Raw genomic sequence first — 21,363 nt, 5'->3', positions numbered from 1 at the left:
AAACCCGACTTGATGGTGGGTGTCAACGCCCTGTTTTCACTTTTCTTTCCGTTACTTGCCTTCCGATGGCGGGACGTAGCCTTCGGCCTTGTCATAGTCTTCGCCGGAGAGAAACTTCTGCATCTCTTCCTGCAGGTATTTGCGGCTCTGCGGGTCCATCAGGTTCAGATGCTTCTCGTTGATCAGCATGGTCTGGTGGTCGGTCCACTCCTGCCAGGCCTGTTTGGACACGTTGTCGAAGATCTCCTGACCCAGTGCGCCGGGGTAGGGTGGGCGCTCAAGTCCTTCCATCTCTTTTTTGTATTTGCGGCAGATGACTGTACGGCTCATCGCTTACCTCCCTTGTGGCTGTCGCTGGCGAGTGTTTCAAGCAAACGCTTGACCGGCGCGGCCAGACCGATGTTTTGTGGTTGGCGGGTGTTATACCAGAGTGTTGCCGGGCCTTCCATGACTGAGTTTGTAGGGTTTTTCAGCGTGATCTGCACCGGCGTTATATCCAGATGGTAGTGGCTGAAGGTGTGGCGTACCGGCTCCATGGCGTCAGCGTTAAGGATATCGATGCCCAGCTCGCTTGGTGCGTCGCGCAGGTCCTGCACCTCGGGCAGGCTCCAGAGGCCACCCCAGATGCCGCTGGGCGGTCGCTGGGCCAGCAGGATCTGGTCGCTGCTGTCGCGAATGATCAGCATGTGCGTCTGTTTCACCGGCAGTGTCTTCTTCGGGCGAGGCGAGGGCAGGCTCGCCGTAAGCCCCAGCGCAAAGGCTTTACATTCCTGCTGCAATGGGCAGAGCAGACAGCTGGGTTTGCTACGGGTGCAGAGCGTTGCCCCAAGATCCATCATCGCCTGAGTATACTCGCCGGCCCGTGCCGTTGGCGTGTTGCGCTCGGCCAGGGCCCAGAGCCGTTTCATCACCGCGGGCTGGCCGGGCCAGCCTTCTACGGCGTAGAACCGCGCAAGCACTCGCTTGACGTTGCCATCGAGAATGGCGGCGGGTTTGCCTGTAGAGATCGACAGGATGGCACCGGCCGTGGAGCGGCCAATGCCGGGCAGACCCTCAAGGCCCTCGACACTGTCGGGAAACTGGCCGCCGAAATCCCGGCTGACAATACGCGCGGCCTTATGCAGGTTGCGCGCACGGGCGTAATAGCCAAGCCCTGTCCAGAGGTGCAGGACGTCGTCGATCTCGGCATCGGCAAGCGCTTCCACATCGGGGAAGCGCTCCATAAAGCGCTGGTAATAGGGGATAACCGTCGCGACCTGGGTCTGTTGCAGCATGATCTCCGAGACCCAGGTGTTGTAAGCGGTTTTCTCTTTTTGCCAGGGCAGGTCCTTGCGCCCGTGCTGGTCGAACCACTCCAGCACGGCGCCGTGGAACTGCTGCGGCGACAGGGTGTTAACGGCGCTGTTCATCAATTTCCGAACAACCCCTTGAGCAGGGACTTAGCGCCTTCGTCACCCAGTTTTTCGCCGAGTTTCTCCTCGATCTGCTTGCCGACCTTCTCTTCGACCTTTTTCTTGGCTTCAGCCTTCAGAAGGTTAGTGAAGACGCTGGCGTCGGGTTTGCACATCTTCGCAGGCGGGGTGTCGAACGAGCCTTTGCAGTTGACTGGGAACTCGACCCCTTCCAGTCGGTTGTTAACCGAACAGGTCTGCTTGAACAGGTTTTCCTTGATGGTGAGGCCAAGGCGGTAGTCGATCAGAGCCTTGGGCAGGTTGACGTTGCCGCGTCCGGCCAGTGACATGGCATCCAGCGTAGCGGCCAGATCCTTGTTGCTGACGACACCGTTGGTGATGGTGAAGTTGCCGCCCATGTTCGCAAACGGCGTGGACTGGTCTACCTGTGTGGTGTTGATGCCGAGACTGGCCACGTTATTGATGCCCTGACAGATGGTCTGTGCCATGTCGATTCCTTCGATCACGCCATCGGCAGCGTTGACGTTGGCGGTGCCGTTGAGGGAGTTGATGATGGCGTACAGCGATTGGCCCTGAGCGGTCAGCTTGGCATTCGCGCTGACGGCACCGGTGATCGGTGCTTCGCCGTTCATCGCTTTGAGCAGCTCACCGATCTGAACGCCGCTGACCTTCTTGTCGATGGCGAGCTGCAGCGGAGACTTACGGGCATCGAGTGTCACCGCGTTGCGGACGGTGCCGGAGTACAGATCAGCATTGATGCGGCTGATCTTCACCAAACCGTTATGGGCACTGACCGTCAGGCCCAGATTGCTGGCATCGAGGCCGGAGACCTTCAGCGACTGGAGGTCAAACTTGGCATCCAGGTTAAGCGCCTTGATTGGTGCAACGGGAATGATCTCCTCTTTTGACCAGCGCTCACCACTGTTGCTTGCGTTGCCGGTGTTGTCCGCCGGCTTGGTACCGGCGTTGTTGCTTGCCGGTGGCAGGTAGCGGTCGGCGTTGAAACTGCCGCCCTTGAGTACGATGTTCTGAGCCTGAGATTTCAGATCGACCGACAGGGATCCGTTGAACTGGGTGTCATCCAGCGTCAATGTCAGTGGGTTGAGACCGAGGGTATTGGCCGGACCGTCGAGCTTGGCATTCAGGCTGACCGCCGTGAGCGCCTTGGCATCCTGAGTTTGGGGCGCGCTCTGGCCGAGCTGCTCAAGCAGCTCTTTGAGGTTGAATGTGGCCAGATTGATTTCGCCGCTGAAGATCGGTGCGGAAAAACTCTGAATGCCGATCTGGCCGCTGGCGACCAAATTGGCCAGTGACAGCGTTTCAAGATTGAGATCGATCTTCTGCGCGGCAGCGTCGGCGTCGAGCTTGCCTTTCAGTGCCAGCTTCAGCGGTTTGTCGCCAAGGGCGGCGTGGGTCAGCTCCAGATTAGCGTTGAGCTTATCCAGCTGATACTGCTTCTTGGCCAGGTTCAGCAGGGCCGCAGTCGAGAGCGACGTGGTGGCGTTGAGGGTTTGAGTATCGCCCTGAAACTGGTTCACCTGTGCGCTGAGCTCAACCGGTACCGGCTGGTCGGGAAACACGCGGCCGGTGTTGAGGTTGAGGTTGTTGATTTCGATGCGATTGCCGAGCGCTTCGTCGACGTAACGGATCTGGGCATTGGTCAGTGCAATGGACTCGATATCCAGCCCTCTGAGCGGGCTGCCTGAGCCGGACTTCTCATCACCATTGTTTGTCGCTGCAGCACTCTCTTTCGTTGCATCGATACGGGACCAGTTATTGGCGCGACCGGTGGTGATCAGGTTCAGCTTCAGGCCATCCACCAGAATACTGCTCATTTCTACGTTGGCCGAGAGCAGCGGCATCAGCTTGACCGATAGCTGGGCCTGATTAAGGGTCGCCAGCTGAGGCTGTTCGGGGTAGCGGATGCTGATGTCATTCACCGCAAGACCGAGCCAGGGAAATACCGACCAGTCGATCTCGCCATTGATTTTGAGCTCGACGCCACCGCTTTCGAGCGCGGCTTGCTCGATCTCGGTGCGGTAGTCGTTCGGGTCGATAACGAAGCCGAGGATGATCCCGCCCGCTCCGATTACCAGTACAACGAACACCAGTATGCCGATTAACAACCTTGTCAGAAGTTTCATGCGTAGAGATTCCTGTATGCGTCGGTCTTCTTAGGGGTAGTGTGCCATTCTAGCCAACTGCTGTCCGGTTTGACTAAAATCGAGCGTAAAATACACAGCAAAAGCCGGTCTGAGTCTCTCAACTGGACTCTTAAGTGATAGGGTTGAGCTTTCAAAGGGACAGATGCCAATGCCTGCAAGTTCCAGTTTTTCGGTGGTGCTGCTTGTCGAATCCCGCCAGAAACATGAGCAGCTGGTTGAAATCCTCAGCAAGAGTTGCCGTGACTTCACCATCATCAGCAACGTCGAGGAGTTGATCCGCCGTGCTCACACCAAGCCGATCAATGCGCTGATCTTCGGTCTTGCCACCATTGAACAGAGCGAAGTGGCGTACTTTCGGCTGCTCAAGACAGACCCTGATATCGAGCAGTACATCGGCTCTACGCTTTTGCTGTGTGATCGCAATGAGGTCAAGCAGGCGTTCCAGCTTTGTCGCAAAGGTTTGTTCAACGATTATTACATCGTTCATCCCCTATACGACCCCTATCATCTGCTGCTGCGCTTCAAACAGCTCAAGGCGCTTCAGGATGACGGGCACATGGGCTCGGTGAAGCCTTCTTCGATCAGTGCCATTTGCGACTCTCTTGAACAGATAGCCCAGACCGATAGCCGTGTATCCGGAATCAACGCTGAGATGCTGCAGCGGTTAAGTGACACTATCCAGCTGGCGATGAGTACGTTGGCCAATGCGGTAGAACAACAGGTCAGCAGTGGCCAGGGGGTGTCTGCCAGTGAGCTGATTTCCCAGCATTCGAACGATCTGGTGCACAAACCCATCCATTCCCATGTCAGCGAGGCCGTTAGCCGGGTAAAAGAGGTGACCGCCGAGATGGCCGATATGGCGATCGATCAGCGGGTATCCATCGGCCGTGAGTATTCGGATATCCCACCGCGAGGCAAGCGTGTCGTCGTTGTTGAGGACAACGCAGCGTCGATGCAGGAGGTGACGGCGATATTGGAGAAGAACGGCTGCGAGACGTTTTGCTTCAGTTACGGTAGCGATTTCGCTCGCGAAGTTGACAGTCTGAGCGCCGATATTGTCCTGCTCGATCTGACCCTGCCGGATATGCCCGCTTTTCATCTGATCGAGAAGATCAAGAAATCGCCCTCGCTATCGAACGCGAAGCTGTTTGTCATGGCCCAGGCCGGCGACCGGGAGAAGGTTGAACTGGTGCTGGGAATGGGCGTCAACGAGGTGATCATCAAACCCATTGATGATCAGATTATGGCCTTCAAGCTCAAGCACTATTGATCCCGCTCTGATCTGCCGTTGGACGCCGGTTGCCTGTATAATGATCGTTTCGCATTAAAACCAACGCGCAACGGCGGAGACAGAGATGGCCGATCGTACCGCCAGAGTGACCCGCAACACTCTGGAAACCCAGATCACCGTATCGATCAACCTCGATGGCACAGGCCAGTTCGAGGCCGATACCGGCGTACCTTTCCTTGACCACATGATGGATCAGATCGCCCGTCATGGCCTGATCGATATGGAGATCAATGCCATTGGCGACTTGCATATCGACGATCACCACACGGTGGAGGATATCGGCATCACTCTGGGCCAGGCGTTCAAGCAGGCGGTGGGCGACAAGAAGGGCATCCGCCGCTACGGACACGCCTATGTACCCCTCGATGAGGCGCTCTCGCGTGTGGTGATCGATTTCTCCGGTCGCCCTGGGCTGGCGATGGACGTGGAGTTCGTCCGTGGCCGGGTCGGCGCCTTCGATGTGGATCTGTTCAGCGAGTTCTTCCATGGCTTCGTCAACCACGCCGGGGTCACGCTGCACATCGATAACCTCAAGGGCAAGAACACCCATCATCAGGCCGAGACGATCTTCAAGGCGTTCGGCCGTGCACTGCGCATGGCGTTGGAGGTGGATCAGCGTGCCGCCGATATCATGCCGTCGACCAAGGGGTGCTTGTAAGCCATGAGCAGCATTGCAGTCATCGATTACGGCATGGGCAATCTGCACTCGGTCGCCAAGGCGCTTGAGCATGTGCAGCCCGGTGTCGAAGTGCGTGTGACCGCCGATCCCGAGCAGGTGCGTACGGCTGACCGTGTATTGCTGCCCGGCGTGGGTGCGATTCGCGACTGTATGGCCGAGATCCGCCGTTTGGGTGTAGACAAAGAGGTGCGTGAAGCGATCGCCTCCGGTAAGCCGTTCCTTGGTATCTGCGTCGGCTATCAGGCGTTGATGCAGTTCTCCGAGGAGAACGAGGGCATCGACTGTCTGGGCGAGTTCGAAGGTCGCGTTAACTACTTTGGCGACGATCTGCGCGATCAGGCCGGTGAGCGCCTGAAGGTGCCGCATATGGGCTGGAACGAGGTGCAGCAGAGCATCGATCACCCGCTCTGGGCCAATATCGACAACGGTACCCGTTTCTATTTCGTGCACAGCTATTACGTGAAGCTGGCGCAGCGCGAACAGGTCGCGGCCACCTGCAACTACGGTGTCGATTTCGACGTGGCGCTGGCGCACAACAACGTGTTTGCCGTGCAGTTCCACCCGGAGAAGAGCCACACCGCCGGTTTGCAACTGCTGAAGAATTTCCTTAACTGGGACGGCCGCGCCTGAGCGGCCCGACGAGACACTATTTCAAGGTTTTATCCACAATGCTGATTATCCCCGCGATTGATCTCAAGGACGGCAAGTGCGTACGCCTGCGTCAGGGCCGTATGGACGACTCCACCGTCTTCTCCGACAACCCGGTCGATATGGCCGCCAAGTGGGTCGAAGCGGGCTGCCGCCGACTGCACCTGGTTGACCTCAACGGCGCATTTGCCGGTAACCCGGTCAACGGCGAGATCGTCAACGCCATCGCCAAGGCGTATCCGGATCTTCCGATCCAGATCGGCGGCGGTATCCGTTCTGCCGAAACCATTCAGGCGTATCTGGATGCCGGCGTCGACTATGTCATCATCGGCACCAAGGCGGTGAAAGAGCCGGAGTTCGTCACCGAGATGTGCAAGCAGTTCCCGGGCCACATCATTGTCGGTCTGGATGCGCAGGACGGCTACGTGGCGATCGATGGTTGGGCAGAAGTCACCGATGTGAAGGCGGTTGATCTGGCCAAGCGTTTCCGCAACGACGGCGTCAGCGCCATCGTGTACACCGACATCAGTCGTGACGGCATGATGCAGGGTGTCAACGTGGAAGCGACCGTCGAGCTGGCGCGTGAAGCGGGCATTCCGGTGATCGCCTCCGGTGGCGTGACCGATATCGAGGATATCCGCAAACTGGCGGCCGTGGCCGATCAGGGCATTCTCGGTGCCATCACAGGGCGCGCCATCTACGAGGGTACGCTGGATGTGGCCGAGGCGCAGACACTCAGCGATGAGCTGAGCAAAAGCTGAGTACGTAAAAACAGTCAAGAAGGTTAAGCACCATGGCACTGGCAAAACGCATCATCCCCTGTCTGGACGTGGAGAACGGCCGTGTGGTCAAGGGCGTGAAGTTCCTTGATATCCGCGACGCCGGTGATCCGGTCGAAGTGGCCAAGCGCTACGACGAGCAGGGCGCGGATGAGATCACCTTCCTCGATATCACTGCCAGCCATGAGGGCCGCGATACCATGGTGCATACCGTAGAGCGTATGGCATCGCAGGTATTCATCCCCCTTACCGTGGGCGGTGGTATCCGCACCTGCGAGGATATCCGCAAGATGCTTAACGCCGGGGCCGACAAGGTGTCGATCAACACCGCGGCGGTGTTCAATCCGGAGTTCGTGCGTGAGGCGGCCGAGCGTTTCGGCAGCCAGTGCATCGTTGTCGCCATCGATGCCAAAAAGGTGTCCCAGCCCGGCGAGCCGGACAAGTGGGAGATCTTCACCCACGGTGGACGCAAGCCGACCGGGCTGGATGCCATCGAGTGGGCGAAGAAGATGGTCGAATACGGCGCCGGCGAGATCCTGCTCACCTCCATGGATCAGGATGGCGTGAAGAACGGCTATGACCTTGGCGTTACCCGCGCCATCTCCGAAGCGGTCAACGTACCGGTGATCGCCTCTGGCGGCGTCGGCAATCTGGACCACCTGGTTGAGGGTTGTATCGAAGGCAAGGCGGACGCGGTACTGGCGGCGTCGATCTTCCACTTCAACGAGTACACCATTCCTCAGGCCAAGCAGTACATGCGCGAGCGCGGAATCGAGGTTCGCCTCTAAGCCTCTGGCCCTGTCGAAAAAGCTCCCGAACGGGAGCTTTTTTGTTTCTAGCGGTCATAACCGGGCGCGTTGCACCCGCAATGTTTAGAGCTCGGCACTGTACAGGCGCATGAACCGTGCAAACCGCGGCTTGCCGTGAGCCGTCAGGCCGTTGTAGCGGTAGGTTATGGTCGAGCCCAGAGGCGGCGGGCTGATGCGCTCTTCATCGCTCAGTCCCGAGCCGATGCGAAAACGCACACCGGATTTCGTTTCCACGATCAGTGCGCCGGTCATGCCGTCGTATTTGCCCTTGCCCTCGGTGTAGCCGACGACGACGGCTTCGGCATCTTCATACCCTTTGTATTTGAGCAGCAGCTCGCTGCGACCGTGGATATAATGCGCCGAGCCGTGCATCAGCATGAGACCTTCACCACCTGCCTGCTTTATCTGCCCAAGCCGTGAATCCAGCTGTGCACGTGTGAGATCGCGATGCTGCTTTATGACCTGTATATGCGGGTTATCCACAGCGGCGACAATCTGCGCCAGCGCTTCGGTGCGTTCGCTGAAGCTTCCCCTGTGTGCCGGCAGGTCGAACAGCTGAAAACTGACCTCCTGCCAGAGGTCGTCGGCTGGATCGGCACGTCTGACCAGCGCGCTGAGGGCGTCGAACCGCTGGCGCCCAAGCCATAGCTCGCCATCGAGCGGTACCGGTGGCAGATTGCGGGTCAAGGCATCAGGCGCGGCTATTCTGTGGCCGCTCCGGGTCAGTAGCGCTTGTCCTGTCCAGCGGGCGCGAACTCCGTCGAGCTTTTCGCTGACCAGATACTCGGCGGTTTCGATAGCCTGATGGGACTGCAGCGTAACGCCGCTCATTAGCGCAGGCGCCTGGGCAACGGCGATGGCGGGTAGGGTCAGAAGTGCCAGGGCACTTGGGTACATCAGGGTGGCGGACATCCTTGTCTCTCCTCTGGGTCGTCCGGCGTTGCCTCCTGCAGCGCCGGTGGGGTGTCAGAACTCGTAGCTGAGTTCCAGTTTGTAGCGGGTGTCGTCGCGGTCTGAGCCGTTCAGCCATTGCTCGGCCTGCAACTCCATTTCGAAACCGGGGGCGGGGGAGGCATATTCGAAACGTAGTGTGGCCAGCCACTGCTCCTGATTTTCCCACTCCCAAGGGTCGCCCGGTTTACGCTCGGCCTGATCTTCCAACTGCCAGGTGGGGCCAAACATCATCTCCCAGCCATCCATCGGGGTGATCCAGTCCAGCCAGAGGCGGGCTTCGTACTGTAGTTCCTGCTCCGCTTTCTCGACCTTGTCCTGAGCGGTGTTGTTCCAGGCGCTGAACCGGGTGTGGGTCAGCGATAGTTTTGGCAACAGGTAGAGGCTGTACCAGGGTGTCATGTATTCGGCTTGTACACTCAGCTCGCTTTCGTAACCGGTGCCACGTCCCGATATTGGCTTGGCGTCGGGGGCAAGTTCACCGGCATCGTAGGCTACATCGAGAAATCGGTCGTGATAGAGGCGCACCGACCAGGCGTCGCCACCGAGCAGGGAGCCAAGGTCATAGCGCAGGCCAGCGCCCAGATAGGGGTAACGGCGCCACTCGGTACGGGTCTTGTCCTTTTTGAGGCTGTCATCTTCCCGGAAGGTACGCTTGTGATCGCGCGTGCGGCGAACATTCTGGCCAAGGCGTGCTGTCCAGCGCCACTCCGATTCGGGGGTTAGTTCAAGGTCGAGCCGGGTTTCGCTCTCCCAACGGGTTTTGCGTCGCTCCTCCCGCTGATCGAAACTGCCGTCGGACTCGTACTCGATGGTGTTTGTCGAGGCACCATCGAGGTACTTGAGCTGGGTCTTGATCTCTCCCTCCAGCGCCATGGCGGGGGAGGTTAACAGCACCAGAAGTAGGGGGGCCGGATAACGCTTCATGCTGTCTCGTTGAGCTCTTGTTGGATCTTGTGGATAAGGTTGTCCAGTCGCATGGGGCGGGCCAGCCCAAAGCCCTGAGCCAGCCCTGTGCCCATATCCTTCAGCGCGGCCAGTTGTTGGTCGGTTTCGATACCCTCGGCGACCGTTTGGATGGAGAGTGACTCGGCCAGTGCGATCATCGCCTCGATCAGTGGGCGGGAATGCCCGTCGATCAAGTTGTGGACGAAAGAGCGGTCTATCTTCAGGCCATCGATGGACAGGCTGTTGAGGTAGGCCAGCGACGAGTAGCCGGTGCCGAAATCATCGATCCAGATCTCAATACCGGCAGCTTTCCAGCGACGCAGCGCTTTTTCGCTGCTCTCCAGATGGGTGATCATGCTGGTCTCGGTTATCTCGATACACAGGCTGTTATCGGGCAGCGCTAAGCGCTGCTTGATATTACAGATGTAATCGCAGATTGAGGACTGATGCAGGGCTGCACCGGAGATATTGATCGACAGGTTGAAGTCGGGGATCAGTTCAAGCAAGGATATGAGGTCACCCGCCGCACGTTCGGCTACCCAGCGGGTGACATCCTCGATCAGATCGGACTCCTCAATAATCGGTATGAAGCGGGCGGGCGAGAGCAGGCCATGCTGCGGGTGGTTCCAGCGTAGCAGCGCTTCGGCACCCTGTATCCGGCCGTTACTCATGCTGTAGATCGGCTGATAATCCAGATAGAGGTGATCGTGCTCAATCGCCTCGCGTATACCCTGTTGTATCTCGATCCGCTCGCGAATGTCGTCCGTCATCTGCATCTGGAAGAAGGCGAACTGATTGCGGCCATGCTGTTTCGCCGAATACATGGCGATGTCGGCATGTTTCAGGATCTCGCTGCTGCTGACCCCGTCGTCCGGATACAGCGTGATGCCGATACTGCATGAGATAGAGAAATACTGACCGGAAATCAGGAATGGCGTGGCCAAAGAGGCGGACAGGGTACGCGCAAGCTCGGCCGCCTCCTCAGCGCTGTCGATCGACGGCATCAGGATGACAAATTCGTCACCCCCTAGACGTGCCAGGAACGGATCGGGGCGTCGGCGGTTGCGGTGCTCACGCAGGGTTTGTGTCAGTCGTCGCGAGACTTCGCGCAGGAGCTGATCGCCTTGAGCGTGTCCGGCGGTATCGTTGACCTGCTTGAAATGGTCCAGATCGATAAACAGTACGGCAAAGCGGTTATCGAGGCTGGCGCTGCGGTGCATAAGGTCGCTGAGTTTGTGCTGGAAGCTGCGCCGGTTGGGAAGGCTGGTGACGGCGTCCTCGTATGCCATCTGGTGCACCTGATGGTGGCTCTCCTCCAGAGCTTGTCGCATGCGCTCAAGGGCCGTGCCTAGCCGACCAATCTCGTCGGCGCGGTGCAGGTCAAAGCTGATATCGCGCTCGCCATCGGCGTAGCGGGTGCTGCGCTCGGTAAGTGTCTGAAGCGGATTGAGCAGCCGCTTGGTGACCATGCGGGCACTGAGCATACCCAATGGTAGCAACAGAGAGAATGCGATCAGGATCGCCTGACGCACGGTGTCGAACATCTCCTGTTCGTGGGCTTCAAGCTCCTGCGCGCTGTCGGCGGCGGCCTTAATCGGTCCCGCAAAGTCGAAACTGACGGCAATTGCGGCAAAGGGCGCGCCGCCTGCTGTGACGGGGCATACGAGCCTCAAGTGGGTGCCGTCCCAGCTCATTTGACCTTCAAGCGTGGGCCGCGAAGCCTGTGGCACGTAATCGGCGATATCATCACCATAGGCCGATACCTCGGCGCTACCATCGTGGATGATCTTGCCTTCGGCGTCGAATACATAGATGTAATCGTATTTCCGATAGTTTCGCAGCCGCTTGAACGATGCACCGATTCGGCTCAAATCCAGTTGATAGATCGACTCGCTCAGGTTGGCGCCCAGCGCCTTTACCAACAAGCGGGCGTCATCTTCAAGCTGCTCGCGGATGGTGCCGGTGATATAACTATGGTCGGTTTGCGCGGACTGCTCGTTGTAGGCTTTGAGGGTGTCATCCACGACCATCATCAGCACAACCATCATGATGGCTGACACCAGCGTCAGCAGCAGAGACAGGCGGGTGATGACAGAGAACTGGCGGTTCATGGTGCTTCGTTACCCGCGTTGATGACCATCTCCGTTAGGAGTGCCAGATCTTCCGGCTGAACGGCGGCAAAGGCTTCGGTTTTTTCGTACCGATCCAGCAAGGCCTCGTGCTCCGGGCGATGCAGACTCAGCAAAAGTGATTGCAAGGCGGTCGCCGCTTCTGGAGAAAGGGCATTGGTGGCCACTTCGAACGCGCGCGGATAGAACTCCGACCGGTAGATGATCTTCAGTCGTTTGCGTAGATTCGGCGGGACTCTTTCAGGGTTATTCCAGTCTCCGTCGTTCAATGCGCCCGCCGTGACGATGCCCTTATCGACCCAGAGAGCATTGTTTTTTTCATTGCGGCTGAAAACGTATCCCACCTGGTGACGCGAGGGCATGCTGGATGAACCCTCCAGCGGAACCAGCGTCAAGCCGCTGCGCTCGAGTATATGCTTGGGCAGGTAGTAACTGCTGAATGAGTAGGGGTGCTCGAAGGCGATACTTTGGCCGACCAGGTCCTCAATATTCCTGACGTCCGATTCCTGTCGGGTGTAGATCAGGGTTTGATATTCACGCTGGCCATTTTTCCACTTTTTTGCCAGCGCCCTGGCCCCCGTTTCCTGAATCACTCGTGCGGCGGTGTAGGGCGTCTCTGTGATCCAGTGTACTTCACCGGTCTTTACTGCGCGGATCAGGTCGTCTGCACTGCGGTACAGCTTGACCTCTGCTGAGTCGAATCCAAAAGCGGCCAAGCGTTCGGCAACATAGCTCGCCATCGGCCTGAGGTGGGCATAATCCTTTTTCGGCCGCTCGCTGACTTGAGCGATCACCAGAGGTTGGGCGCACAGCGATACCGGGATGGCGGCGACGCCGAGTATCAGCATGAAATAGCTGAACAGGGAAACAGACGTGCGCGAGTACTGCCGTGGCATCGTATGTGGATAACTTCTATCGTATTAACCTGAAGAGTAGGAGAGTACGAGAAGCAGGGGGCAATTACCAGACAGATGTTAACCGATCAAATTTCGCTCGGCTCCCAGTTGACCGGGCTCAGGTCGACGCTCGACAGTAGCCGCTCAAGTATCGGATCGATCTCCGTTTCGACCCACAGCAGTTCCAGACAGCGATGACGTATAAAGCCCTGTTCCTGGGTGTGGTCGAGAAACGCCAGTAGCGGGTCGTAGAAACCATCGGCATTTAAAAGGCCGATAGGCTTGTTGTGGTAGCCAAGCTGCGCCCAGGTCCAGACTTCGAACAGCTCCTCGAAGGTGCCGATACCGCCTGGCAGTGCAATGAAGGCATCGGCCAGTGTGGCCATGCGTGCCTTGCGGGCGTGCATATCGGGCACCACTTCCAGGGATGTCAGCCCTTGATGGGCAACTTCGGCGTTGAACAGGCTTTCGGGGATCACGCCGGTTACCTGGCCGCCGTTCTCCATTACGCCATCGGCGACCGCACCCATCAGCCCAACGGAACCGCCTCCGTAGACCAGTGCATGTCCCTGTTGGGCGAGTTTCTCGCCCAGCGTATAGGCAAGCTGTCGATATTGAGGTTTTACGCCCTCACTGGAGCCGCAGAATACACAGAGGGTAGAAGCCATCTTTCACCTGTCGTGTCCGGGTTTGAGTTATGAATGTTCAGATGTTGCCTGTCATTGGAGTCTGGGTACAAGGTTTTCCCGAGTATTACAGACGCCCAAGCGGTAAACCGGCTGGCATGCGCTTGATCGGAGGATAACGGAAAAATATGAACGATATTTTGATGTTATTAAGCTATGTAAGCGCTTTTTCCTACAGATGTGGAGAATGAGGCCGTACAATAACCGGTAACGATGTAATCAAGCCGCGGAGAGGATGAATGACTGAACTGATACAGTTGGAAAAGCAACTCGAGGGTCTGGAGGGCTGGCAGCTGGTGGCTTTCAGCGCCGCTATGAGTGAGCGCCTGTTTCCAAACTATCAGTTGTTCTCCCGTCTGGTAGGGTTCGGAGACCACCAGCAACTGCGCGGCATTCTGGATGGCATCTGGAATCAGCTGGCCGGAAGCGGCGCCAAAATCAATGCGGAAGTGCAGCTCGACAATGTTGAGGCCAACATTCCAAATCTCGATGAGTTCGACATGTATGGCGCCATGCCCGCCTACGATGCCGCCGTGGCCATATACTCCACGCTGACCTGCCTGATCGAGGGGGACGCTGCAGAAGCGGCCGGTGTTGCCAATCTGTCCTATGAGTGCGTGGCCAACTTCATTGAGGTGACCGCGGCAAACGACCAGATGTCTGACGAAGAGCTGGTGCGCTTTATCAACACCCATGAGCTGATGCTCGACGAAGATGCCTTCCGTGAGGAGGTGCTCGAGCGCCTGCGTGCTCAGCCTACTGCCAATGCTGGGTTTATTCGTGATCTGCGCCTTCTGGCCCAGAACGAAGGCGTGAGCAACATCGGTATCAGCGGTGACGATGCCTGATGCTGAAGGTTGGTCTCCTACTGCTGATTTTGCCGCCCCTGGCGTTGATGACGGGCTACATGATGGAGCAGGCAGAGGTCGATGCCTGTCTGGATGCCGGCGGTGCCTGGAACTACGTTGAACGTGTGTGTGTAGATGATGCGGCGTCCGGCACTTTTCCCTTTGTTCCCTTCATGATGCGTCACCCGGTTCTGGTGAACGGTGGCATGCTGTTGTCTGTTGTGGGACTGCTGTTCTGCATGGTGGGGCTCTACCGCGGCCGTACCTGATCTTGTTCGGAGTATCGAATGTTTAAAAAGATCCTGCTGGTGTTGCTGGTTGTAGCGCTGCTCGGTAGCGGATATCTCTGGTTGAACAAAGACAGCTTCCTGTCCGAGTTCAATCAGGAGCGGGCTGAAGAAGCGCAGCGTTTCAGGAACGAGGGGCTCGAATACGGGCGCAGCCATGATCAGCAGGCCTGTCTGGATAAGGCACTGGAGGAGTTTGATACCCAGTGCAGCGGCTTTAGCTGTACCGTGCGCTACGGCAAGTTTCTCAATGCCTGTCTTGAAACGGCTGCACAAAAGGCCGGATTCTGTGACGGCGTGCCGCCTTACCGGGAAGAGAAAACCGAAGAGGATAAGAGCTGGGCCCGCGAAAGCTGCTGGGCCCGTGATGTGCGCGGTGAGGGTTGCCGTCTGCTGATGCGTCAGCAACAGTTTTTCTGCCAGAACCCCGACTCTGACGCGGCGACCGGCAGCGCGAGCGCCACCGGCCAGCCCTGATCACGCCAGTGTCAGTACCAACTTGCCGCGCTGGTGGCCGCTGGCGCTAAGCCGATGAGCCTCGCCCGCCTCGGCCAGCGGCAGCGCCTGTGCCAGACTCAGCGTCAATTGGCCGGTCTCGGCCAGTGCCGCCAGTTTGGCAAGGTCTGCCCCGTTGGGCTCTACACGTATACCCATGACCTGATAGCCGCTCTTTTCACCTGCCTGCGCGACCTCAGCCGCGGTTACCGACGGCAGGGTCACCATTACGCCGCCTGATTTCAGGCAGGGCAGGGCCTCTATGGCGGTAGCACCGCCGACACCGTCGATGATGATATCGATATCACGCAGGCTCACGGACAGATTGGCACTGGTGTAATCGATGCACTCATCGCATCCCAAAGAGGCGATGAAATCCTGATTGGCGGATGAGGCGGTGCCGATGACATGGGCGCCGGCAGCTTTTGCCAGCTGGACTGCCAGATGGCCGACCCCCCCGGCCGCTGCCAGCACCAGCACCCGCTGCCCGGCCTGAATACCGGCCTTGTCATGCAGTGCCTGCCAGGCAGTCAACCCCGCCAGACCGAGACTTCCGGCGGCTTCTACGGAAAGCGCCTGGGGTCGTTTTGCAATCTGGTTGATCGGTGCGCAGACATATTCGGCGTAGCAACCGGCCGCTTCGGGAAAACGCAGAAAACCGAACACTTCGTCACCGACGCTGAATTCGCTTACACCGTCGCCAAGGGCCTCGATGGTGCCGGCACACTCCCAGCCCGGTATATAAGGCAGCTCGCCGATGAAGGCGCTGGCACCGCCGCCGGAACAGGTTTTCCAGTCGATCGGGTTGACGCCTGCCGCGCGGTTTCGGATCAGTACTTCTCCACGGGCCGGAATCGGGGTGTCGACCTCCTCCAGCGTCAGGTTTTCCGGCCCGCCAAAGGCATGGAGTCGTATCGCTTTCATGTTAATCTCCGTGGTCTATCAGCTCAGGGCGGTTGCCGACCCTGGCGCTAACCCATGATGTTTAAGGTAAAAGGTAAGGATTCCGATGATCTATCTGGCCTTGATCGAGCCGTTCCTGTTCTGGGGCGGCCTGCTGGTATTTGTGGCCTCGCTGGGGCTTTACGTAAAACGTACCCAGGATTGGCAAGCCGTGCTGAGGTTCTGGCAGCCGCTGATCAGCTTTACACCACTGGAGTTTAGAATCAACCGCATCGGCCTGTCGCTGATGCTGGTCGCCGTGGTGATTCGGTTCGTTATCTATTTTATGGCCTAAGGAGGTTTTATGAGGGGTAACCCGGTCAGGGGGGCAGGATATTTGGGGCGGGGGCTGGCGATGTTGCCACAGCCGGGCATTCGCAGTTTTGTGCTGGTTCCGCTGCTGATCAATATTCTGCTGTTCGGTGGTGCCATCTGGCTGCTGATGAGCCAGTTCGGCAACTGGATCGACTACCTGATGCAGGCATGGCTGCCGGATTGGCAGTGGCTGGATTTTCTGCGTTACATACTCTGGCCGTTGTTCGCACTGCTGGTACTGGTGGTGGTCTATTACAGCTTCTCGATCGTGGCCAACTTCATCGCCGCGCCGTTCAACGGTTTTCTGGCGGAAAAGGTGGAGCGCCAGTTACGAGGCGATCCCTTGGGTAACGAAGGCTGGGCTGAAGTGATCAAGATGGTTCCACGGGCGCTGCACCGAGAGCTCGCCAAGTTGCTTTACTATCTGCCGCGTGTGCTGTTGCTGTTGGTGCTGAGTTTTATCCCGGTGATCAATCTGGCGATGCCGGTGGTGTGGTTTCTGTTCGGCGCCTGGATGATGGCGATCCAGTATTGCGACTATCCGATGGACAACAATAAGGTCAGTTTCGCCAACATGAAGGGGCTGTTGAAGTCGCACCGGTTTACCGCGGTGGGTTTTGGCTCACTGGTGCAGTTCGGTATGCTGATACCGCTCCTTAACCTGATCATCATGCCGGCTGCCGTCGTCGGCGCGACGATCTACTGGGTGGAGGAGTACGCCGGCGATCATGGCGATGAGCGTCTGGTCAGCGTCGGGCGTATTGCCAATCGATGATCAACCGGCGGCGCTGTCCTGATAGTTCAGGCTGCGCAGCATATCCGGCGGGAAGTGGCAGCTGAAGGTGCTGCCCTTGCCGCTGCGGCTCTCGATGCTGAGCTGGGCGCCGTGGCGCATCAACACATGCTTGACGATGGCCAGCCCAAGTCCCGTGCCGCCGCTGGCTGATGAGCGGCTTTCATCCACCCGGTAGAAACGCTCGGTCAGGCGGGGGATGTGCATCGGGTCGATCCCTATGCCGTTGTCGCGCACCGAAAAATGTCCGCCGCGGGCATCCACTTTCCAGCTGATATGGATCTCTCCGGCACCCGGTGTGTAGCGCACGGCGTTGAATACCAGATTGGAGAATGCGCTTTGCAACTCCAGCTCCTGCCCGATCAGATCGTGTTCGGGATCCACCTCGAGGCTGATGATGTGGCCGCGGTCGGCGGACAGGTCCCGTGCGTCCTGCGCGATCTGTGCGATCAGGGATTGAATCCGGATCGGTTGCTCGTCGCTGATATGCTGGGTGGATTCGAGACGGGAGAGCAGCAATAGATCGGCAACCAGACTCTCCATGCGCTTGGCCTGCTGCTGCATCTGCGACATGCCCCGTTGCAGAGGACGCGGCAGTTCCTGGTCGAGGAAGGTTTCCAGATAACCGCGAATCACCGTCAGCGGCGTTCTCAGCTCATGGGAGGCGTTGGCGACGAAGTCCTGACGGGTCTGTTCCAGCTTGACCAGACGGGTGATATCCCGCGCCACCAGTACCCTGTCGCCTTCGCCGAAACGGCTGATCTGGTATTGCAGGTGGATATCGGGGTTGGCCGGTGACGATAGCTGCAGCGGTTCCTGATAGTTGCTCTTGCGGTAGTAGCGCACGAAGCGCGGATCACGCACCAGATTGAGCAGCGGCTTGCCGCGATCGCCGGGTCTGAGCCCGAGCAGGGTGTTGGCCGTGCTGTTCCACCACTCCAGACAGTTGTGGCGGTCGATAATGACGATGGCATCGTCCAGAGCGGCCGTGGATTGCTGGAAGCGGGCGATGATCGCCTTGAGATCCTGTTCGCGGCTCTGGGCATGCTTCTGATGGCGGGCCAGCTCATCGAGCAGCTCGCCCCAGGCCCCGGGGCTCTCCGGCGGTTCGCTCTGGTCTTCGCGCTGCAGCCAGTTCATCAGGCGGTTGTACTGGCGCATCTGGTACAGCGCCCAGAGGCAGACGCCCAACGCCACGCCCCAACCGGGGTAGGAGACCAACAACCCCAGCAGGAACCCGGCGCTGACGTAGGCCAGGAACTCGTAAAACATCGATGGGCGCGAACGTCGCATACTATCCCTTTATGTTCGATCCGCGGGGGCCGTTGATCAGGCGACTTGGGCCGAGAATCGGTAACCGGTACCGCGGACTGTCTGTACCAGGTAGTCGTGGCGCTCGCCGAGCGCCTTGCGCAACCGGCGGATATGAACATCAACGGTACGCTCTTCGACGTAGACATTACCGCCCCAGACCATATCAAGCAGTTGGCTGCGAGAGTATGCACGATCTTGATGGGTCATGAAAAACTGCAGCAGGCGAAACTCTGTCGGGCCCAGCTCTACCGGACGGCCGTCGGCGGTGACACGGTGGGAAACCGGGTCCAGTGTCAGGCCGTCTACGGTCACCGGCTCCTCAACGCCTTTCGGCGTGGCACGACGCAGCACAGCCTTCAGGCGTGCAACCAGTTCGCGCGGCGAGAAGGGTTTGATGATGTAGTCATCGACGCCAGCCTCGAGGCCTTTGATCTTGTTGTCTTCATCGGCCTTAGCCGTGAGCATGATCACCGGCACATCGGCGGTGACCTCATCCTTGCGTAGGCGACGGGCAAATTCGACACCGCTGGTGCCGGGCATCATCCAGTCCAGTAACACCATGTCGGGCTTATGATCCAGGATCAGGGCGTGAGCCTGCTGGGCGTTTTCCGCCTCCAGACATTCATAGCCTGCCATCTCCAGGGCCACAGCGATCATTTCCCTGATCGGGGCTTCGTCGTCAACGATCAACACGCGTTTTGATGCAGACATCTGTCTTCTGCCTCTGAGTTCTCTGCTGTTATCAACCGCGACTATTACAAGACGTTTAGGTTACATAAATATGACAATAGCAGAGGTTAAGCCAAAGGTAGCAGTGATCAGAGCACCTTAGCGAAGTGCATAATCGGCGATGATCCCGATCAGAACCAGCAGTTCGGCCCAATGATTGTTCAGAAACGCCTTCAGGCAGGGCATGCGCTCGCGCTCGCGAATCAACCATTGCTGATAGATGAACAGGCTCGCAGCCCCGGCTAGACCGATGTAAAAGTAGATTCCAAGGCCCGCCAGCAGGCCAACACCGATCAGCAGCACTAGAGTGAAGACCTGCAGCAGGCCGATAATCAGTCGGTCGTGATGGCCAAACAGCACGGCTGTGGACTTGATACCGATGAGCAGGTCATCGTCACGGTCCACCATGGCGTACATCGAGTCGTAGGCCACGGTCCAGAATATCTTGGCCATGAAGATCAGCCAGGCGAGCAGCGGGAGCTGCTCCTGGACGGCGGTAAAGGCCATGGGGATCGCCCAACCGAACGCGGCGCCGAGCACGACCTGTGGCAGGTGGGTATGGCGCTTCATGAACGGATAGCTGAACGCCAGCGCCAGCGCGGCGATCGACATCAGGACGGTCATGCCGTTGGTAAAGAGTACCAGTGCGAACGCGCCCAGCATGAGGCCGGCGAATAGCCATAGCGCCTCACGTTCGGTGACACGACCGGTGGGCATTGGGCGCTCTTTGGTGCGCTTTACGTGGCCGTCGAAATGTCGGTCGGCATAGTCGTTGATCACGCATCCGGCGGAGCGGGTCAGGAATACGCCGAGCGAAAAGATCACCAGCAGGTGCAGCGGCGGTACGCCTTCGGCAGCGATCCACAGCGCCCAAAGCGTGGGCCAGAGCAGCAGGTAGGTACCGATGGGACGGTCAGCGCGCATCAGCTGGATATAGGCGGTCAGCTTGTCGCTGTTCGGGCTGTTGGTCATCGACATTGCCATGAAGTCCCCCGGTTGGTCAGGCTGGGTATTGTACGTCCAGCAGTGGTGGTAGAAAAACCTCGCATACCAGCAGCGGCTTGCGATCGAGATGGAAGATCGAGCGTCGTGCCCAATAGCGGTGGCCGCTGTCATCAAGCACACGTGCGATCTGCAGAGGGTCGCGCTGCATACCCGGGTCTTTGAACAATAATGAGCCCAGTGAGCGCGATCCGATCATTTTCAGTGTGCGATGGCGCCCGCGCAACGTATCGACCGGTATCACGGTGCGCGCATATACCCAGGGTACGCCGTTTCCGCACAGCAGTACCTCGCGTATCAGTGCGGTTCGGCGCACGCCCATGCCCAGTGCCACGGCTTCGTTGGCGCCGGGGTGGGCATAGCGCTGACTGAGCACACGCACCGAAAAGCGGCCTTGGCTGGCGCGCTGGAGCAGTCGGGTCAGTGAACTGTCGTCGGTCAGCCATCGGTGCAGCGGGCGTGGGGCCTGTGTCGGGTGCTTGAGCGTACGCCAGTGCCGGGTACGTTCAGGTCTGGGCAGCAATACTTCAGCGTTCACGGTGGTCCCGACGTTGATCAAAGGCGTGCCTGGGCACGTTTACAAGGGGGGCTGAGTGTATCATCTGTGCCCGGTGCTGGCAGGTTACTTTTTCTTCACTTAGCGGTAGGATCGCGCCATGACAACGATGACTGATGAACAACGCCTGCTTGAACAGGCTCAATCGCTGACCCGAGACTGGGTCGAGAAGATGGTCGTGGGCCTGAATCTCTGCCCCTTTGCGGCCCCTGTCGTGCGCGCAGGGACCATTCGGTATCAGGTATCCTACGCCCGCGACGAAGATAATTTCCTGCGCGATTTCCTGCAGCAGCTGTCGGACCTGGTGGAAACGCCGGAGGCCGAACTCTCCACCACGCTGCTGATCACACCCTGGTTGCTGGCCGATTTTGAGGATTTTCTGGATCTGGTTGAGGATGCCGAGGCGTTGATTGAGCGGGCAGGGGTTGAGGATCTGTTCCAGATCGCGACCTTCCATCCGGGCTATCTGTTCGACGGTGTGGATGAGGACGACATCAGTCACTGGACCAACCGAGCACCCTATCCGGCGCTACATCTGATCCGGCAAGACGAGATGAGCCGGGCGCTGGCGAGCTATCGCGACCCCGAGTCTATCCCCGAGCGCAATATCGCGAGGCTGAAGGAGATGGGCAAGGCGGGTCTGCTGGCGCAGTTCCCGCCTCTGGCCGATTACTGGCCTGAGTAAGCGC

Annotated in this window: 24 protein-coding genes; 11 read left to right on the top strand and 13 right to left on the bottom strand. The window is 58.6% G+C overall.

Features of this window, described 5'->3' with window-relative positions; genetic code table 11:
* Nucleotides 1–51 precede the first annotated feature (51 nt).
* The 3 genes from ADIMK_RS16725 to ADIMK_RS16715 are packed head-to-tail and all read right to left on the bottom strand — an operon-like array spanning nt 52 to nt 3,556.
* A complete protein-coding gene (locus tag ADIMK_RS16725; RefSeq protein WP_036190684.1) occupies nt 52–330 on the bottom strand; it encodes an oxidative damage protection protein in 279 nt (92 codons plus the stop codon).
* Entirely contained in the window at nt 327–1,409 is a 1,083-nt protein-coding gene (mutY, locus tag ADIMK_RS16720) for an A/G-specific adenine glycosylase (RefSeq protein WP_051693047.1), read from the bottom strand. Before mutY ends, ADIMK_RS16725 begins: the two co-directional genes overlap by 4 nt.
* On the bottom strand, nt 1,409–3,556 hold the full coding sequence (locus ADIMK_RS16715) for an AsmA family protein (RefSeq protein WP_036190681.1): 2,148 nt from the start codon (nt 3,554–3,556) through the stop codon (nt 1,409–1,411). The genes mutY and ADIMK_RS16715 overlap by 1 nt, the downstream gene beginning before the upstream one ends.
* 169 nt (nt 3,557–3,725) lie before the next feature.
* On the opposite strand from ADIMK_RS16715, the gene ADIMK_RS16710 reads away from it, so the two are divergent.
* From ADIMK_RS16710 to hisF, 5 genes are all read left to right on the top strand, one after another.
* Complete coding sequence (locus tag ADIMK_RS16710; RefSeq protein ID WP_036190679.1) at nt 3,726–4,847, top strand: response regulator; 1,122 nt, start codon at nt 3,726–3,728, stop codon at nt 4,845–4,847.
* Nucleotides 4,848–4,932: 85 nt separating this feature from the next.
* Nucleotides 4,933–5,526 carry an imidazoleglycerol-phosphate dehydratase HisB gene (gene hisB / locus ADIMK_RS16705; RefSeq protein ID WP_036190677.1) on the top strand — a complete coding sequence of 198 codons (594 nt, stop codon included), beginning with the start codon at nt 4,933–4,935 and terminating at the stop codon, nt 5,524–5,526.
* 3 nt (nt 5,527–5,529) lie between these two features.
* On the top strand, nt 5,530–6,177 hold the full coding sequence (hisH, locus tag ADIMK_RS16700) for an imidazole glycerol phosphate synthase subunit HisH (RefSeq protein WP_036190674.1): 648 nt from the start codon (nt 5,530–5,532) through the stop codon (nt 6,175–6,177).
* 38 nt (nt 6,178–6,215) lie between these two features.
* A complete protein-coding gene (gene hisA, locus ADIMK_RS16695) occupies nt 6,216–6,956 on the top strand; it encodes a 1-(5-phosphoribosyl)-5-[(5-phosphoribosylamino)methylideneamino]imidazole-4-carboxamide isomerase (protein WP_036190671.1) in 741 nt (246 codons plus the stop codon).
* Nucleotides 6,957–6,988: 32 nt separating this feature from the next.
* Nucleotides 6,989–7,762, top strand: coding sequence for an imidazole glycerol phosphate synthase subunit HisF (gene hisF, locus ADIMK_RS16690; RefSeq protein WP_036190668.1), 774 nt, complete (start codon nt 6,989–6,991; stop codon nt 7,760–7,762).
* Nucleotides 7,763–7,846: 84 nt separating this feature from the next.
* Here hisF and ADIMK_RS16685 read toward each other — a convergent pair whose 3' ends face one another.
* The 5 genes from ADIMK_RS16685 to ADIMK_RS16665 form a co-directional block, all read right to left on the bottom strand.
* Nucleotides 7,847–8,695: a DNA ligase gene (locus ADIMK_RS16685; RefSeq protein WP_051693046.1), complete on the bottom strand. Its 849-nt coding sequence runs from the start codon at nt 8,693–8,695 to the stop codon at nt 7,847–7,849.
* Between the two features lie 54 nt (nt 8,696–8,749).
* Nucleotides 8,750–9,661, bottom strand: coding sequence for a hypothetical protein (locus ADIMK_RS16680; RefSeq protein ID WP_036190665.1), 912 nt, complete (start codon nt 9,659–9,661; stop codon nt 8,750–8,752).
* Entirely contained in the window at nt 9,658–11,793 is a 2,136-nt protein-coding gene (locus ADIMK_RS16675) for an EAL domain-containing protein (protein ID WP_036190662.1), read from the bottom strand. Before ADIMK_RS16675 ends, ADIMK_RS16680 begins: the two co-directional genes overlap by 4 nt.
* Nucleotides 11,790–12,707, bottom strand: coding sequence for a phosphate/phosphite/phosphonate ABC transporter substrate-binding protein (locus ADIMK_RS16670; protein ID WP_036190660.1), 918 nt, complete (start codon nt 12,705–12,707; stop codon nt 11,790–11,792). Before ADIMK_RS16670 ends, ADIMK_RS16675 begins: the two co-directional genes overlap by 4 nt.
* An 86-nt stretch (nt 12,708–12,793) precedes the next feature.
* Nucleotides 12,794–13,375 (bottom strand): LOG family protein, encoded by a 582-nt coding sequence (locus ADIMK_RS16665; RefSeq protein WP_036190658.1) that lies wholly within the window; start codon nt 13,373–13,375, stop codon nt 12,794–12,796.
* A 257-nt stretch (nt 13,376–13,632) separates the two neighbouring features.
* Between ADIMK_RS16665 and ADIMK_RS16660 the strand changes: the two genes are divergently transcribed.
* From ADIMK_RS16660 to ADIMK_RS16650, 3 genes are read left to right on the top strand one after another with little or no spacing between them, the layout of a single operon-like run.
* Nucleotides 13,633–14,241: a YjaG family protein gene (locus ADIMK_RS16660; RefSeq protein WP_036190655.1), complete on the top strand. Its 609-nt coding sequence runs from the start codon at nt 13,633–13,635 to the stop codon at nt 14,239–14,241.
* Nucleotides 14,241–14,510 (top strand): hypothetical protein, encoded by a 270-nt coding sequence (locus ADIMK_RS16655; protein WP_036190651.1) that lies wholly within the window; start codon nt 14,241–14,243, stop codon nt 14,508–14,510. Before ADIMK_RS16660 ends, ADIMK_RS16655 begins: the two co-directional genes overlap by 1 nt.
* Before the next feature lie 18 nt (nt 14,511–14,528).
* Nucleotides 14,529–15,005 (top strand): hypothetical protein, encoded by a 477-nt coding sequence (locus ADIMK_RS16650; RefSeq protein WP_036190650.1) that lies wholly within the window; start codon nt 14,529–14,531, stop codon nt 15,003–15,005.
* On the opposite strand, the gene ADIMK_RS16645 is transcribed toward ADIMK_RS16650, so the two are convergent.
* A complete protein-coding gene (locus tag ADIMK_RS16645) occupies nt 15,006–15,947 on the bottom strand; it encodes an NADP-dependent oxidoreductase (protein WP_051693045.1) in 942 nt (313 codons plus the stop codon). It abuts the gene before it with no gap.
* 85 nt (nt 15,948–16,032) lie between these two features.
* Between ADIMK_RS16645 and ADIMK_RS16640 the strand changes: the two genes are divergently transcribed.
* Both ADIMK_RS16640 and cysZ read left to right on the top strand, forming a co-directional pair.
* Nucleotides 16,033–16,260 carry a hypothetical protein gene (locus ADIMK_RS16640; RefSeq protein ID WP_036190645.1) on the top strand — a complete coding sequence of 76 codons (228 nt, stop codon included), beginning with the start codon at nt 16,033–16,035 and terminating at the stop codon, nt 16,258–16,260.
* A gap of 9 nt (nt 16,261–16,269) precedes the next feature.
* Nucleotides 16,270–17,055: a sulfate transporter CysZ gene (cysZ, locus tag ADIMK_RS16635; protein ID WP_036190642.1), complete on the top strand. Its 786-nt coding sequence runs from the start codon at nt 16,270–16,272 to the stop codon at nt 17,053–17,055.
* Here the strand turns inward: cysZ and phoR are convergent, their stop codons facing one another.
* The 4 genes from phoR to ADIMK_RS16615 form a co-directional block, all read right to left on the bottom strand.
* The gene (phoR, locus tag ADIMK_RS16630) at nt 17,056–18,366 is read right to left on the bottom strand and encodes a phosphate regulon sensor histidine kinase PhoR (protein ID WP_036190640.1); all 1,311 of its coding nucleotides are present in this window, start codon (nt 18,364–18,366) and stop codon (nt 17,056–17,058) included.
* A gap of 36 nt (nt 18,367–18,402) precedes the next feature.
* Complete coding sequence (phoB, locus tag ADIMK_RS16625) at nt 18,403–19,098, bottom strand: phosphate regulon transcriptional regulator PhoB (RefSeq protein ID WP_036190638.1); 696 nt, start codon at nt 19,096–19,098, stop codon at nt 18,403–18,405.
* 117 nt (nt 19,099–19,215) lie between these two features.
* A complete protein-coding gene (gene ubiA / locus ADIMK_RS16620; protein WP_156042969.1) occupies nt 19,216–20,100 on the bottom strand; it encodes a 4-hydroxybenzoate octaprenyltransferase in 885 nt (294 codons plus the stop codon).
* 16 nt (nt 20,101–20,116) lie between these two features.
* A complete protein-coding gene (locus tag ADIMK_RS16615; protein ID WP_051693064.1) occupies nt 20,117–20,656 on the bottom strand; it encodes a chorismate--pyruvate lyase family protein in 540 nt (179 codons plus the stop codon).
* A 118-nt stretch (nt 20,657–20,774) separates the two neighbouring features.
* Here ADIMK_RS16615 and ADIMK_RS16610 point away from each other — a divergent pair, with 118 nt between their 5' ends.
* Complete coding sequence (locus tag ADIMK_RS16610) at nt 20,775–21,359, top strand: DUF1415 domain-containing protein (RefSeq protein WP_051693044.1); 585 nt, start codon at nt 20,775–20,777, stop codon at nt 21,357–21,359.
* Nucleotides 21,360–21,363 lie beyond the last annotated feature (4 nt).

It is taken from the genome of Marinobacterium lacunae, from assembly GCF_000705555.1.
GTDB classification, from domain to species: Bacteria; Pseudomonadota; Gammaproteobacteria; order Pseudomonadales; family Balneatricaceae; genus Marinobacterium_D; species Marinobacterium_D lacunae.
This window is presented reverse-complemented; position numbering and strand designations above follow the sequence as displayed.

What these genes read in the sequence shown, in the direction of transcription:
- hisF (WP_036190668.1), top strand. Translation starts at nt 6,989, where the DNA reads ATGGCACTGGCAAAACGCATCATCCCCTGTCTGGACGTGGAGAACGGC.
- ADIMK_RS16665 (WP_036190658.1), bottom strand. Translation starts at nt 13,375, where the DNA reads ATGGCTTCTACCCTCTGTGTATTCTGCGGCTCCAGTGAGGGCGTAAAA.
- ADIMK_RS16725 (WP_036190684.1), bottom strand. Translation starts at nt 330, where the DNA reads ATGAGCCGTACAGTCATCTGCCGCAAATACAAAAAAGAGATGGAAGGA.
- ADIMK_RS16610 (WP_051693044.1), top strand. Translation starts at nt 20,775, where the DNA reads ATGACAACGATGACTGATGAACAACGCCTGCTTGAACAGGCTCAATCG.
- ADIMK_RS16650 (WP_036190650.1), top strand. Translation starts at nt 14,529, where the DNA reads ATGTTTAAAAAGATCCTGCTGGTGTTGCTGGTTGTAGCGCTGCTCGGT.
- phoB (WP_036190638.1), bottom strand. Translation starts at nt 19,098, where the DNA reads ATGTCTGCATCAAAACGCGTGTTGATCGTTGACGACGAAGCCCCGATC.
- ADIMK_RS16655 (WP_036190651.1), top strand. Translation starts at nt 14,241, where the DNA reads ATGCTGAAGGTTGGTCTCCTACTGCTGATTTTGCCGCCCCTGGCGTTG.
- ADIMK_RS16715 (WP_036190681.1), bottom strand. Translation starts at nt 3,556, where the DNA reads ATGAAACTTCTGACAAGGTTGTTAATCGGCATACTGGTGTTCGTTGTA.
- ADIMK_RS16710 (WP_036190679.1), top strand. Translation starts at nt 3,726, where the DNA reads ATGCCTGCAAGTTCCAGTTTTTCGGTGGTGCTGCTTGTCGAATCCCGC.
- ADIMK_RS16675 (WP_036190662.1), bottom strand. Translation starts at nt 11,793, where the DNA reads ATGAACCGCCAGTTCTCTGTCATCACCCGCCTGTCTCTGCTGCTGACG.
- ADIMK_RS16670 (WP_036190660.1), bottom strand. Translation starts at nt 12,707, where the DNA reads ATGCCACGGCAGTACTCGCGCACGTCTGTTTCCCTGTTCAGCTATTTC.
- hisH (WP_036190674.1), top strand. Translation starts at nt 5,530, where the DNA reads ATGAGCAGCATTGCAGTCATCGATTACGGCATGGGCAATCTGCACTCG.
- ubiA (WP_156042969.1), bottom strand. Translation starts at nt 20,100, where the DNA reads ATGGCAATGTCGATGACCAACAGCCCGAACAGCGACAAGCTGACCGCC.
- ADIMK_RS16645 (WP_051693045.1), bottom strand. Translation starts at nt 15,947, where the DNA reads ATGAAAGCGATACGACTCCATGCCTTTGGCGGGCCGGAAAACCTGACG.
- ADIMK_RS16660 (WP_036190655.1), top strand. Translation starts at nt 13,633, where the DNA reads ATGACTGAACTGATACAGTTGGAAAAGCAACTCGAGGGTCTGGAGGGC.
- ADIMK_RS16680 (WP_036190665.1), bottom strand. Translation starts at nt 9,661, where the DNA reads ATGAAGCGTTATCCGGCCCCCCTACTTCTGGTGCTGTTAACCTCCCCC.
- cysZ (WP_036190642.1), top strand. Translation starts at nt 16,270, where the DNA reads ATGAGGGGTAACCCGGTCAGGGGGGCAGGATATTTGGGGCGGGGGCTG.
- hisB (WP_036190677.1), top strand. Translation starts at nt 4,933, where the DNA reads ATGGCCGATCGTACCGCCAGAGTGACCCGCAACACTCTGGAAACCCAG.
- phoR (WP_036190640.1), bottom strand. Translation starts at nt 18,366, where the DNA reads ATGCGACGTTCGCGCCCATCGATGTTTTACGAGTTCCTGGCCTACGTC.
- ADIMK_RS16685 (WP_051693046.1), bottom strand. Translation starts at nt 8,695, where the DNA reads ATGTCCGCCACCCTGATGTACCCAAGTGCCCTGGCACTTCTGACCCTA.
- ADIMK_RS16640 (WP_036190645.1), top strand. Translation starts at nt 16,033, where the DNA reads ATGATCTATCTGGCCTTGATCGAGCCGTTCCTGTTCTGGGGCGGCCTG.
- hisA (WP_036190671.1), top strand. Translation starts at nt 6,216, where the DNA reads ATGCTGATTATCCCCGCGATTGATCTCAAGGACGGCAAGTGCGTACGC.
- mutY (WP_051693047.1), bottom strand. Translation starts at nt 1,409, where the DNA reads ATGAACAGCGCCGTTAACACCCTGTCGCCGCAGCAGTTCCACGGCGCC.